This is a genomic window from Gordonia aichiensis, from assembly GCF_039946255.1.
Classification (GTDB): Bacteria; Actinomycetota; Actinomycetes; order Mycobacteriales; family Mycobacteriaceae; genus Gordonia; species Gordonia aichiensis_A.
In genome coordinates this window covers 61711-74001 of sequence record NZ_JBCDWL010000002.1, presented here as the reverse complement: position 1 = coordinate 74001, position 12291 = coordinate 61711, and the positions used below count along the sequence as shown (strand labels likewise).

The window sequence follows — 12291 nt, the reverse complement described above, 5'->3', positions numbered from 1 at the left end:
CGATCATGTCGCAGCCCTATGACGCTCGCGCCTACCGCGAGTACTTCGAGAACGACTTCACCTATCTGAACGGCTTCCGCCGCAACGTCCACCGCTTCGCCGATCGTCCCGCGATCTCGCTCGCCGACACCGGTGAGGTGATCACCTACGCCGACCTCGGCCGGCGGGTCGACGCACTCGCCGCGGGCCTGGCACGCGGCGGAGTCGGGGCCGGCGACGTGGTGGCCTACCAGCTCCACAACGGCGTCGAGTTCGCCGAGCTGTACCTGGCCACCCAGGCCGCGGGGGCGGTCGGCGCGCCGATGAACTTCCGTCTCGCCGCCGGCGAGACCGCGTTCATCCTGGGTTCGGTCCGACCCTCGGTCTTCGTGTACGACACCGCACTCGATCCGATGGTCGCCGCCGCGTTGGCCGCCTCCCCTCACGTCCCGCCGTTGATCGTGGCGGTGGGCGACGGCGAACCGGTCGTCGCGCCGGCCGGCAGCACGGTGATCCGCTACCGCGACCTGCCCGAGGCCGGCGCTGCGCCGTCGACGCCGCAGCGCACCGTCTGGGACGAGACCACTCGGTTGTTCACCTCCGGCACCACCGGGATGCCCAAGGCCGTCCCGATGAACTCGATGATCGAGATCTTCAGCGCCCACGACGTGATCATGGCGTTCCCGCTGTCCCCGGAGGACAAGACCCTCAACATGACGCCCTGGTTCCACCGCGGCGGACTGTACTGCGCGGGCCCCAACCCCACGTTCTACCTCGGCAGTTCGCTGGTGCCGATGGCGGCCTTCGACGCCGAGGCGACCCTCGACCTCGTCGAACGGCTGGGCCTGACCTTCCTGATCGGCGCTCCGACGAACCTCGCGATGCTGGCCCGAGCCCAGGTGGACCGCCCCCGCGATCTCTCGACGCTCAAAGGCCTGGTCACCATGGGTGCACCGCTCGAACGCGAGGCCGCCTTGCACTACCAGAAGGTGCTCAATCCGCGGATCTTCAACGGGTACGGCAGCACCGAGGGATTCTGGAACACCTTCCTGCGCCCCGCCGACCTGCCCGACATGGCCGGCACCGCCGGACGCTCGTGCATCGACGACGACGTGGCCGTGGTGGCCGTCCGCGACGCGGGCCTGGCCGACCCCGCCGACCTCGTTCCGCGCGACAACGCGTCGGTCGGCGAGGTGATCGTCCGCTCCCCCAAGGGCGCGGGCCAGTACTACGACAACCCGGCCCAGGACGCCGCCAAGTTCCGGGACGGCTGGCTGTACATCGGCGACCTGGCCACCTGGGACGAGAACGAGTTCATCACCATCGTCGGCCGAAAAGACGACATGCTGCTCTCGGGCGGCGAGAACGTGCACCCGGTCCAGGTGGAGGAGGCGCTCAACGCCTGTCCCGGCGTCGCCGACTCACTGGTGGTCGGCGTGCCCGACGAGCAATGGGGCCAGCTGGTCGTCGCCTACGTGATCCGCGAGGACGGGCCGCGCGGGGCGGGGCTCGAGGCCGCCGACCTGGACGCGCACTGCCTGGCGCACCCGATGCTGTCGTCGTTCAAACGTCCGCGCGCCTATCGGTTCGTCGAGGAGCTTCCGGTCTCGGCCACCGGGAAGAAGCTGCACTACAAGGCCACCGAGCAGGCCCGCACCGATCTCGGCGCGGGACGGTTCGAGTCGGTCCGAACCACTGAGGAGCACCGGTGAGCGCCCTGACCTACGACCCCGAACACCGCCAGTTCCGCGAACTGGCACGCGATTTCGTCGCCTCCCGGATCTCCGGGCGGCACGAGGACTGGGAGCGGGCGGGCAGCCTGCCGGCCTCGCTGTTCACCGACGCCGGCGCCTACGGGCTGCTGGGGTTCGGCGTCGGCGAGGAGTTCGGCGGCCCCGGTGTCGCCGACTTCCGATACAACGCGATCCTCGTCGACGAGGTGGCCCGCACCGGTGCGGCGGCGGCCACGATCGCCTTCTCGCTGCAGAACGACGTGGTCCTGCCCTACCTGACCGACCTCGCCGACGCCGATCAGCGGGCGCGGTGGCTGCCGGGAGTGGTCACCGGCGAGACGATCCTCGGCATCGCGATGACCGAGCCGGGAACCGGCAGCGACCTGGCCGGGATCGCGACGACCGCCGTGCGCGACGGCGACGACTACGTGGTCAACGGCGCCAAGACGTTCATCTCCAACGGCCAGAACGGCACCCTGTTCGTCGTCGCCGTCCGCACCGGCCCCGACCGGCACGGCGGCCTGTCGTTGCTGGTGGTCGACGCCGACACGCCCGGCTTCACACGGGGCCGCAACCTCGACAAGATCGGGCTGCACGCGCAAGACACCAGCGAGTTGAGCTTCACCGACATGAGGGTGCCGGTCGCGAATCGGCTCGGCGCCGAAGGCGAGGGCTTCTACCAGTTGGTGCGGAACCTCCCGCAGGAACGACTGTCGCTGTCGGTCGGTGCCGTCGCCGCGGCCGAGGGCGTCTTCGCTGCGACCCGCGAATACGTGAGGCAACGCCGAGCCTTCGGTTCGCCGATCGGCGGCTTCCAGAACACTCAGTTCGTGATGGCCGAGCTCGCCACCGAACTCGACCTGGCGCGCACCTTCCTCGACGACTGCCTGGCCGAACACGTCCCCGGCGAGTTGACCGCGGCGCGTGCCGCGAAGCTGAAGTGGTGGACCACCGAACTGCAGGTCCGGGTGGCCGACCGCTGTCTGCAGTTGCACGGCGGCTACGGCTACATGCGCGAGTACCCGGTCTCGCGCGCCTTCGTCGACGCTCGGATTCAGACGATCTACGGCGGAACCACTGAGATCATGAAGACGATCGTCGCGAAGGACCTGGGACTGTAGCGACCCGGGCCCGTAGCGACCCGGGCCGTCTCCGCAGCCGACGTCTGCGCTACTGGAAGACGACGGTCTTTCGATCGTGGACCAGGACGCGGTGCTCCAGATGCCAGCGGACCCCGCGCGCCAGCACCAGGGTCTCGATGTCGCGGCCCTGACGCACCATGTCGGCCGCCGAGTGCTCGTGGGTGATCCGGCTGACGTCCTGCTCGATGATCGGGCCGGCGTCGAGGTCGGCGGTGACGTAGTGGCAGGTGGCGCCGATCAGCTTGACCCCGCGGTCGAAGGCCTGGTGGTACGGGCGGGCGCCGATGAAGCTCGGCAGGAAGCTGTGGTGGATGTTGATCGCCTTCCCCGCCCACGCCTCGCACAGTTCGGCCGGCAGGATCTGCATGAATCGGGCCAGGACCACCGCGTCGGGGTCGTAACCGGCGACCAGCCGCTCGACCTCGGCGAAGGCCTCGGCCTTGCCCTCCTTCGGAAAGGGCACGTGGTGGAAGGGCACCCCGAAGCGGAGCGTCATCTCCTCCAGGTCGCGGTGGTTGCCGATCACCGCGCTGATCTGCGCGGGGAAGTCACCGCGCTCGGCGCGCGAGAGCAGGTCGGTCAGGCAGTGCGAGTCCTTGCTGACCAGCAGGACCACCGATTTCGGCGCGCCCGAGTCGGTGACCTCCCATTCGGCTTCGGGCCCGAACATCGCGGCGACCTCGGCCACCCGGCTGCGGAACTGCTCCACCGGCATGTTCACCGAGCTGGCCCGCACGGCCTGGCGGGTGAAGAACCATCCCGTCGACGGATCGGAGTGATAGGCCGCCTCGGTGATCCAACCGCCGACGCCGGTCAGGAAGCCGGACAGGGCGGCGACGATTCCGGTGCGGTCTGGGCAGCCGAGCGTCAGCACGTAGCGACGCTCGTCATCGGCGGAGGAGATCTGCGGGTTGCTCACACGTACAAGTGTGCCAAGCTCGAAAACGTGACCAACACCAACCTGACCCGAGCGGCCGTCGCAGCGATGGTCGACCACACGCTCCTGAAGCCCGAGGCCACCCGCGCCGACGCCGAACTGACCGTCGGTGAGGGCCTCGAACTCGGCGTCTACTCGATCTGTCTGTCGCCCTCGATGCTGCCGATCGACACCGGTCGGGCCAAGACGTGCGCCGTGGCGGGCTTCCCGTCCGGCAAGCACCATTCGCTCGTGAAGGCCGCCGAGGCGCGCCTGGCCGTCGAGACCGGCGCCGACGAGATCGACATGGTCATCGACGTGGGCGCCGCGGTCGCCGGACGCTACGACGAGGTCTTCGCCGATGTGATGACCGTTCGGGAGGCGATCGGCGCCGATCCGGTGCTCAAGGTGATCGTCGAATCGGCGGTGCTGCTCGACCGGCTCGGCGACGACGGGCTGACCCAGGTGTGCCGCCGGGCCGCCGAAGCGGGCGCCGATTTCGTCAAGACGTCCACGGGCTTCCACCCGGCAGGCGGCGCGAGCGTCCACGCCGTCGAGGTGATGCGGGCGGCCGTCGACCCTCGCGTCGGAGTCAAGGCGAGCGGCGGCATCCGGACCGCGCAGTTCGCCGCCGAACTCGTCGCCGCCGGTGCGAACCGGCTGGGACTGTCGAGCACGCGCGACGTGCTGGCGGGCTTCCCGGAGTAACGGCTTCACAGTTGCCTCGAGTCGTGGGGCGTGCGACCCCACGACTCGACGCAGGATCGATCGGTCAGACGGCGCAGCCGCCGCCCCCACTGGCGCTGGTGGTGCCGGTCGACTCCGCCGCCGACTTGAGGTTCACATCGGTGCCGTCGAAGGCGAAGTCGATGCCCGCACTGCCCACGTCGAGCTTGGTGACCTTGATCTGCTTGAACAGCGGACCGAACATGGCGTTGGTGACCTGGTCGACGATCGGCTGCGCGAAATCCGACGGCAGCCCGAAGACCAGCGCGGTGGCCTCCTTGACCTCGAAGGTCACCGCCCCGTCTTTGACGACCGGCTTGAGCGTGACCGTCGCCGGAACCGGGATGATCGCGAAGTTGACGGTCGTGGCGATCTTGAGCGTGCCTGCCGCCTGATTGGCGGTGATCGACTCGATCGTGGGGCTTCCGTTCTGGGTGCCCGAGCTCATCGCCTGGATGCGGTCGTACGGAAGGAAGCCGTTGCCCACCAGCGACTTCACCGTCCCGCCGTCGGTGCTGATGCCGTCGGCCCGCGCGTGCAGGCGCATGGTGGTGTCACCGCCCGAGGTGGTGTCGACCTGTACCCAAGGCACCTGGCCGTCGACCATCGACATGAGCATCGGCCGCCGCGAAACCGACACGTCGGTGCTGGTTCCGGTCAGGTTGTCGAAGGAGGCCTGCAGGCAGTCGGTGACCTTGTTGCGGATGTACAGCTCCGAGCCGACACCCGCGATGACCACGAGCAGCACGACCGCCGCGACGATCAGACCGATGGTCCGCCCGCGCCCGCGCTTCCCGGCCGGCGAGGACCGCACCGGGTTCTCCGGCGGAGGCGGCGGGGAGGACGGCGACGAGGCCGTGGGAACCGGACCGAAGGCCGCCGAGTCGAACGCGTCCATCTGCTTGGTGGCAGGCCTCGACTCCGGCGCGTAGGCGTGGGTCGGCGTCTCGGGGACCGGGCGGATCGGTCCGGTGATCACCTCGCCGGTGGGCGCCTCCCCCGGATCGACTGCCGAGCCGACGCCCGGATCGCCGAAGGCAGCGGTCGCGGCCGTCTCCGGTCCAGTCTGGTTCGGCCCGGACTGGTTCGGCCCGATCTGGTTCGGCACCGTCTGGCTCGCTGCAGGCCCGTCGGGCAGGATCTGGTTCGACGCAGGATGATCCGCCCCGGAGTCCGTCGCGGGGTGCTCCGGCGGGGTCTGGTCCGGGACACTCGGGTGGTCTCCGGGCACCGCGTCGTCAGCGGCGTGCGCCGGCCGTCGGTGGTCAGTCATCGCGTGTCATCCGATCCAGGCGAGCGATCTCGCGGGCGTTGTCGAGCACCGCCAACGCCGTTCGCGCCTTGTCTGTGAGGGTCAAGTCGATCTCGTGCACACCGACTCGCACCCCGGAACCATAATCGGCGATCACGCTACCGAATGGATCTGAGAGGCGACTATGCCCCACCCCGGTGGGAGCCGTGGATTCGCCGACCGTCGGGTCGTCGGGAACCGCCTGCCCGACCGCCGCCACGAAAGTGGTCGAATCCAATGCGCGGGCGGCCGTCAGCACCTCCCACTGCGCCACTTTTCCCGGTCCCGCGCCCCACGACGTCGGTACGACGATGAGCTCGGCTCCGCGCCGCGCGAGCTCGGTGAACAGCGCCGGAAACCGGATGTCGTAGCAGGTGGCGACGCCCACCGCGTGCCCGGCGATGTCGACGACGAGCGGGTCGTGACCCGGTGCCACGGTCTTCGACTCGGCGAAGCCGAAGGCGTCGTACAGATGGATCTTGTGGTAGCCGACCGCCGCGCGTCCGGGTCGTGCCACCAGCACCGTGTTGTGGATCCGGCCGTCGTCGGCCGGGGTGAACATGCCCGCGACCACGGCGATCCGGTGCTCCTCGGCCAGGGCGACGACGGCACTGGCCCACGGCCCGTCGAGCGGCTGCGCCACAGCGCGCAGCGGCACCCCGAAGCGGCACATCGTCGCCTCCGGAAAGACGATCAGATCCGCCCTCTCGGCGGCGGCCGCCGCCGTGTGCTCGGCGACCACCGCCAGATTGCGGTCGGGGTCGTCGGTGGAACTGATCTGCGCCATCGCCAGTCGCATGAAACCTCCTCGTCGGTGAACCGTCACCTCTGATAGAGGGTAGATCCGTCCGGACTCCCCGTGCTGCTGACGAGCTTGGCGAAGCAGTGGTCCCGGTCGAGTCCGTTGACCACGCACCAGCTCAACGCGGCCTCCGGGCCGGCGAAGCTCTGCGCGGACACCGTGACCCACCAACCGCTGTCGGAGAACACCGGCCAGTCGCTGGAGTCGAGCAGCCGCACCTGCGGGTAGCGGCCGCGGGCGGCGTCGAACTCGGCCAGAATCGCCTGGTTGTCCCACGTGCGCCCCTCGGCCACCAGCCCCGGCCGCTTGGCGCTGATCTGCGCCGTCCACCGGTTGTTCAGCGGCCCCCGGAAGTCGGCGGCATCGGCGGCGGCCCGGTCGGTCAATGCGGTGGCGGCCGCGCTCTCCGCATCGACGACCACCGAGGTGACCGTCTCGGTCACCGGTGCGGCGGCGGCCGCGGGCGGTGACCCTTGCTCCTCGTCCGATCCGCCCGGCCCCGCGACCTTCATCCAGATGACGACGGCGGCGGCCGCCAAGACGACGATGCAGGCGATCGCGACGCCCAGCAGCACCGCGCGGCCGGTCCCGCCCCGCGGGGGTTGAGGCGGCTGAGGAAAGGGCGGGTACCCGCTCCCGTACCCGGCCGGCGAGTACTGGGTCGGGCCGTACTGATTCAGGTCGTACTGATTCAGGTCGTGCTGGATCGGGTCGTGCTGGGTCGGACTGTACTGATTCAGACCATACTGATTCGGGCCGTACTGGGTCGGGTCGTACTCGGGCACGTACCGCCCCGTCGGCGCGTACTGCGCGGCTTCCGCGCTCACGTCGTCCGGCCGCTCTGGTGTCGACATGCGGTCATCGTAAGCCGACCCCGGCCGACGGCCGGACAAGTCGATCCGAACGGACGACAACCCGGAATCGGTCGGTCGGTCAGTTGGGCGACACCAGGTCCCACGGCACCGTCAGCAGGTTGTCGACGCGCCGACCCCGCGGGATCGCCACCGCGATCCCCGAGTCGCGCAGCATCTCGCGCGCATACCGCCACCGGTCGCGGGGACCGAAGGTCTCGTGTCCGGCGGCACGATCCCAACAGCGGTCGGCGGCCACCAGCAGATCGTGGATCGCCTCGCCGGCGACGTTGTGATGGATGAGCGCCTTCGGGAGCCGCGCGGCCAACTCGGACGGATGCCGGGTGTGCGCGGGCGACCACGACAAGGTCAGCTGCAGCGGCCGCTGCGCGTCGAGCATGATCCAGCAGCACCGCCTGCCGATCTCGTCGCACGTGCCCTCGACGATCACCCCGCCCGGCGCCAGTGCGGCCTGCATCTGCGACCAGGCGGCCCGCACCTCGTCCTCGTCGTACTGGCGCAGCACGTTGAAGGCGCGGACCAGATTGGGGCGCAGACCCGCCAGCTCGAATCCCCCGAGCGCGAACCGCACGCCCTCGCGCGGCGCGACGATCCGCTCGGGATCGATCTCGAGGCCGACCAGCTCCAGGTCGGGAACCACTCGGCGCAACCGCCTGGCCATCTCCACCGCGGTGTCGGGGCGACCGCCGTAACCGAGGTCGACGGCCAGCGGCCGCGGCACGTCGCACGCACGGCGCACGCGAGGATCGGCGGCCATCGCACGATCGACGCGACGCAGCCGATTGATGTTGGTCGTTCCCCTGGTGATCCTGCCCTGCGGTCGTCCGGCTGCGGTGCCGGACCCGCTCACGCGAGGTTGTCCCGCACCCAGTTCGTCGTGAACTCGGCCTCGCCGCGGAACAGATCGACCAGGTTGACGAGCATGAGCTGCTCGAGCTTGGCGTTGACGAAGGGGATGTAGACCTTCACCTCGGTGGTCTTGCGGATGGTCGAGCCGGTCTCGGTCGCAAACAGTTCCTGCTGCCCCGTCAACGAGCCCGGCCCGGCCGGAATCGACGCCGTGTAGCTGCCGCCGGTCTTGACCGGGTCGAAGGCCCCGTAGGTCTCCTCGCGGGTGATGACCATGTCTTTCATCATCACCGTCTGCGCGATCGGCGGCAGCATGTCGCGGGTGATCGTCTGCTGCAGGACCACGCGGATGCCGTCGTCACCGGTCGCGAACTCTTCGACATGGGAGATCGGAGTGAGCTCACGGAACTCCTCCATGAGCGCATCCCAGTAGGTCTTCTGCTCGAGTGCCCGATAGATCATCTCGGGCGAGTGCGGGTACCGAGCTGAGTAGCTGAGCCGTCGTGCCATGCGGAACAGCGTAACGTCAGATTTAACGCTCCTGAAAATCGACGGTCGCGTCGCGTTCGGCGTCGAGCAACCGGGAGACCTCCTCGATGATGGCCTTCTCGATCTTGCCGCCGACGAACGGAATGCCCACGTTGGCCTCGCCCGAGTACTGCGCGAGGGCCGGATCGCCGCTGATGACGATGTTGCCGTGGATCTTGGCGGGCGCACCGACGACGGTCGCGTCGATCGTTCCGGTGATCGTGTCGCCGGCCTTGCGGAAGACGCTGGTCCGCGGGATCTCCAGATCGCCCGGGCGCACCGCGGTCACCACCGACGGCAGGTTCTCGGCGCCGACGCCCTGCTTGGTCACCACCGTGACCTGGTCGCCGTCGACCGTGACCGATTCCAGGGAGCCGTGCCCGGCGTTCGTCGCCTCGAGCAGCTCGCGCCAGTACTGCTCGGTGCTGATCAGCGACCACAACGCGGAGACGGAGAACGGATAGCTGACCGAATGCTCGAACTTGCTCGACATGGCTGCCAGGTTACCGTTACTGACGTGACGGACTCACAGCGCACCGCAGGTGCCCAGCACGCCCCCGGCCGCCCCTTGGCGACGCTCACCACCCTTCGGCTCGGCGGCCCGGCCCGCGCAGTCGTCGAGTGCCTCGACACCGACTCGCTGGTCCGGACCGTCCGTGAGCTCGACGCGGCCTCGGAGCCGGTGCTGCTGATCGGCGGCGGCTCCAACCTGGTCATCGGCGACGACGGATTCGACGGGACCGCGGTGGTCATCAGATCGTCGGGCATCGACTACCGGCGCGACGGTGGCCGTCCGTTCGTCACCGCGGCGGCGGGCACCGACTGGGACGCCCTGGTCGCGGACACCGTCGCCGCCGGTTACGGCGGGCTGGAGTGCCTCTCGGGCATCCCCGGGGCGGCGGGCACCACGCCGGTGCAGAACGTGGGCGCCTACGGCGTCGAGGTGTCCGACGTCCTGCGCGGCGTCGAACTGTTGGACCGGCGCACCGGTGAGACCGGCTGGGTCGAACCGGAATCGCTGGACCTGGCCTACCGGACCAGCAAGCTGAAGGGCCACGACGATCACGTGGTCCTGACCGTCTCGTTCTGGCTCAACGACGACGGCGTCTCGGCGCCCATCGCCTACCGCGAACTGGCCCGGGCGCTCGACGTCGCCGAGGGTGCCGCCGCCGACGCCGCGAAGGTCCGCGAGCACGTCCTGGCGTTGCGCGCCGGCAAAGGCATGGTGCTCGACGCCGCCGATCACGACACCTGGAGCGCCGGCTCGTTCTTCACCAACCCGATCGTCGCCGAGTCGGACGTGGCGGCGATCCTCGCTCGCATCGCGGCCCGGCTGGGCGAGGACGTCGCGGTGCCCCGCTACGGCGCCCCGACCGGCGTGAAGCTCTCGGCCGGCTGGCTCATCGAGCGGGCCGGGTTCACCAAGGGCTTCCCGGGCCCGGACGCGCCGGCCCGGCTGTCGACCAAGCACACGCTCGCCCTGACCAACCGGGGAGCGGCCACGACCGCCGACCTGCTGGCATTGGCCGGCCGAGTCCGGGACGGGGTGCGCGAGGCCTTCGGCGTCGAACTGCACCCCGAGCCGGTCTTCGTCAGCTGCCGGTTGCCGCGCTGAGGTCGCCGAGGACCTCGTCGATCAGATCGTTGAGCTCCGCGGACCGCTCCAAGGGCACCATGTGTCCGGCGCCCTCGTAGGTGCGGTAGGCGTTCAGGAAGCCGCTGCGGCTCAGCGCCGCCGCCATCTCGTCGGCGTGCTCGACCGAGGTCAGCAGATCCTCGTCACCGACGACGACGCTGGTCGGCACGGTGATCTTCTCCAGCCCCGACAGGACGTCGAGCCGATACATCGCCGCACCCCAGGCGCCGCGCGCGGTCGGCGAACACGCGGAGATCATCTCGTCGGTGAAGTCCACGTGCGCCTTGCGGGCGATGGGTCCGAGGGCCACGTAGTGCGAGATCTTCGAGGTGCTGGCGTTGCTCGGCAGCGGCATCGGCGTCGAGGTGAACAGTCGGGCCAGGATCTTGCGGCCCGGGTCGAAGAACGCGGGAAGCGTGTCGGGAACCAGCTTCTGACGCTGGACCACCCCGCGCGCGGCGGTGGAGCACAGGATGATGGCCGAGACCTTGTCCTCCATCCCCGCACCGAACTGCTGCGCCCACGACATGATGGTCATGCCGCCCATGCTGTGCCCGACGAGCACGGCTCGCTTCCCCTCGGGGATCATGGCTTCGAGCACGGCCTGCAGGTCGTGGCCGAGCATCTCCACGGTCGGGCGCGAGCGTCCGAGCTCCGACAAGCCGTGACCGCGCTGGTCGTAGGCGATCACCGGGCGGGTGCCGCCGAAGTGGTTGAACTGTGCGTTCCAGAACGCCGTGTTGCACGTCCAGCCGTGGATGAACACCACGATCTCGTCGGCGTCGTCGACGTCGCCGGAGGCCACCACGTGCAGCAGGGTGCCGTCGGAGGTGCCGACCACCGACGAACGCATGGCGTGCTTGGGGGCCGCCAGCTGCGGGTCGGGGCCGTCGTCGATCGGGTCCGGGAAGGCGAGCATCTCACGCCCGAGCGCACCCACGTTGGCGGCCAGCTGTGCCGCCGCGAATGCGCCGATCCCCCCGGCGCCGACCAGCGCCCAGCGGCGCGCGATCGCCCAGCTACTCTTCGCCGTCATTGTCTGCCCTCTTCTGTTCGACCGCCGGCCTCCCGGTCGGTCTGCGCAGAATTGTTCTGCGTCGCATCGAAAAATGTGGTCGCCTCGCCGATGGCGCGCGAGATCTCGTTGTCGAGAGCGCGACTGAAGGTCGTCTCCACGATCTCGTGGGCCATCGGCCGAACCGTCTGGATCAGCCCGGCCATCTGCGCCAGGGTCTCCTCACTGAGGTTCGGCAGGTTCTCGTCGAAGTACCGGTCGGTGATGATGGAGACGAAACTGCGGGCGACGTCGGTCAGGTCCTGTTCGACGCGCACCCAACGATCGAGCAGCACCTCCAGATCGACGCCGCCCTTGACCAGCGCTTCGGCGCTTTCGAGCACTTCCGGGTTGCGGATGGCGTAGTGGGTACCGTCCTTGGTGAGCAAGCCCAGCTTCTGGCTGAGGTTGATCGTGCGCTCGTTGGCGCCCAAAGTCTTCTTGAGTTCGGTGAAGGTGATGGTCGCGGCGCGCTTGATGTTGCGGAGCCTGCCGCCCTTGGGAGCCGCGCGCAGCACGTGCTCCACCTTCATCCCGTAGTGCGCGGCGTGCAGCAGCTCACTGATCGTCGCGAACGTGTAACCGCGTTCGAGCATGCGGGAGATCAGATTGAGTCTGACCAGGTGTTCGTCGGAGTACCAGCCGGTGCGACCGCGGATCGTCGGCGGCGGCAGCAGACCGCGGTCCTGGTAGACGCGGATGTTCCGGACGCTGACGCCGGAGATCTGGGCCAGATCGTTGATGCGGTATTCGCTCACCGGTG

General features: G+C 69.3%; 13 protein-coding genes. 4 read left to right on the top strand and 9 right to left on the bottom strand.

Annotated elements, in window-relative coordinates; all coding sequences use genetic code 11:
• Positions 1-5 precede the first annotated feature (5 nt).
• Both AAFO60_RS03240 and AAFO60_RS03235 read left to right on the top strand, forming a co-directional pair.
• Complete coding sequence (locus AAFO60_RS03240) at positions 6-1691, top strand: class I adenylate-forming enzyme family protein (protein WP_347954732.1); 1686 nt, start codon at positions 6-8, stop codon at positions 1689-1691.
• Positions 1688-2833, top strand: coding sequence for an acyl-CoA dehydrogenase family protein (locus tag AAFO60_RS03235; protein ID WP_347954731.1), 1146 nt, complete (start codon positions 1688-1690; stop codon positions 2831-2833). The genes AAFO60_RS03240 and AAFO60_RS03235 overlap by 4 nt, the downstream gene beginning before the upstream one ends.
• A gap of 49 nt (positions 2834-2882) precedes the next feature.
• Here the strand turns inward: AAFO60_RS03235 and purU are convergent, their stop codons facing one another.
• Positions 2883-3773, bottom strand: a complete 891-nt coding sequence (gene purU / locus AAFO60_RS03230) for a formyltetrahydrofolate deformylase (RefSeq protein ID WP_347954730.1) — start codon at positions 3771-3773, stop codon at positions 2883-2885.
• Positions 3774-3800: 27 nt separating this feature from the next.
• Between purU and deoC the strand changes: the two genes are divergently transcribed.
• The gene (deoC, locus tag AAFO60_RS03225) at positions 3801-4478 is read left to right on the top strand and encodes a deoxyribose-phosphate aldolase (protein ID WP_347954729.1); all 678 of its coding nucleotides are present in this window, start codon (positions 3801-3803) and stop codon (positions 4476-4478) included.
• A 64-nt stretch (positions 4479-4542) separates the two neighbouring features.
• On the opposite strand, the gene AAFO60_RS03220 is transcribed toward deoC, so the two are convergent.
• From AAFO60_RS03220 to AAFO60_RS03195, 6 genes are all read right to left on the bottom strand, one after another.
• Positions 4543-5769, bottom strand: a complete 1227-nt coding sequence (locus tag AAFO60_RS03220) for an LmeA family phospholipid-binding protein (protein ID WP_347954728.1) — start codon at positions 5767-5769, stop codon at positions 4543-4545.
• Positions 5762-6586 carry a carbon-nitrogen hydrolase family protein gene (locus AAFO60_RS03215; RefSeq protein ID WP_347954727.1) on the bottom strand — a complete coding sequence of 275 codons (825 nt, stop codon included), beginning with the start codon at positions 6584-6586 and terminating at the stop codon, positions 5762-5764. Before AAFO60_RS03215 ends, AAFO60_RS03220 begins: the two co-directional genes overlap by 8 nt.
• A gap of 23 nt (positions 6587-6609) precedes the next feature.
• On the bottom strand, positions 6610-7443 hold the full coding sequence (locus AAFO60_RS03210; RefSeq protein ID WP_347954726.1) for a hypothetical protein: 834 nt from the start codon (positions 7441-7443) through the stop codon (positions 6610-6612).
• A gap of 79 nt (positions 7444-7522) precedes the next feature.
• On the bottom strand, positions 7523-8311 hold the full coding sequence (locus AAFO60_RS03205) for a class I SAM-dependent methyltransferase (protein WP_347954725.1): 789 nt from the start codon (positions 8309-8311) through the stop codon (positions 7523-7525).
• Positions 8308-8820 (bottom strand): DUF2505 domain-containing protein, encoded by a 513-nt coding sequence (locus tag AAFO60_RS03200; RefSeq protein WP_347954724.1) that lies wholly within the window; start codon positions 8818-8820, stop codon positions 8308-8310. Before AAFO60_RS03200 ends, AAFO60_RS03205 begins: the two co-directional genes overlap by 4 nt.
• A 22-nt stretch (positions 8821-8842) precedes the next feature.
• A complete protein-coding gene (locus AAFO60_RS03195) occupies positions 8843-9331 on the bottom strand; it encodes a DUF2505 domain-containing protein (RefSeq protein ID WP_347954723.1) in 489 nt (162 codons plus the stop codon).
• Between the two features lie 24 nt (positions 9332-9355).
• Here AAFO60_RS03195 and AAFO60_RS03190 point away from each other — a divergent pair, with 24 nt between their 5' ends.
• Positions 9356-10453 (top strand): UDP-N-acetylmuramate dehydrogenase, encoded by a 1098-nt coding sequence (locus tag AAFO60_RS03190; RefSeq protein ID WP_347954722.1) that lies wholly within the window; start codon positions 9356-9358, stop codon positions 10451-10453.
• Here AAFO60_RS03190 and AAFO60_RS03185 read toward each other — a convergent pair.
• Positions 10431-11510, bottom strand: coding sequence for an alpha/beta fold hydrolase (locus AAFO60_RS03185; RefSeq protein WP_347954721.1), 1080 nt, complete (start codon positions 11508-11510; stop codon positions 10431-10433). The genes AAFO60_RS03190 and AAFO60_RS03185 overlap by 23 nt on opposite strands.
• The gene (locus tag AAFO60_RS03180; RefSeq protein WP_347954720.1) at positions 11507-12286 is read right to left on the bottom strand and encodes a MerR family transcriptional regulator; all 780 of its coding nucleotides are present in this window, start codon (positions 12284-12286) and stop codon (positions 11507-11509) included. Before AAFO60_RS03180 ends, AAFO60_RS03185 begins: the two co-directional genes overlap by 4 nt.
• Positions 12287-12291 lie beyond the last annotated feature (5 nt).

Excerpts from the sequence above, each read along its gene's own strand:
- AAFO60_RS03240 (WP_347954732.1), top strand. The coding sequence starts at position 6 with ATGTCGCAGCCCTATGACGCTCGCGCCTACCGCGAGTACTTCGAGAAC.
- AAFO60_RS03220 (WP_347954728.1), bottom strand. The coding sequence starts at position 5,769 with ATGACTGACCACCGACGGCCGGCGCACGCCGCTGACGACGCGGTGCCC.
- AAFO60_RS03215 (WP_347954727.1), bottom strand. The coding sequence starts at position 6,586 with ATGCGACTGGCGATGGCGCAGATCAGTTCCACCGACGACCCCGACCGC.
- AAFO60_RS03210 (WP_347954726.1), bottom strand. The coding sequence starts at position 7,443 with ATGTCGACACCAGAGCGGCCGGACGACGTGAGCGCGGAAGCCGCGCAG.
- AAFO60_RS03200 (WP_347954724.1), bottom strand. The coding sequence starts at position 8,820 with ATGGCACGACGGCTCAGCTACTCAGCTCGGTACCCGCACTCGCCCGAG.
- AAFO60_RS03195 (WP_347954723.1), bottom strand. The coding sequence starts at position 9,331 with ATGTCGAGCAAGTTCGAGCATTCGGTCAGCTATCCGTTCTCCGTCTCC.
- AAFO60_RS03185 (WP_347954721.1), bottom strand. The coding sequence starts at position 11,510 with ATGACGGCGAAGAGTAGCTGGGCGATCGCGCGCCGCTGGGCGCTGGTC.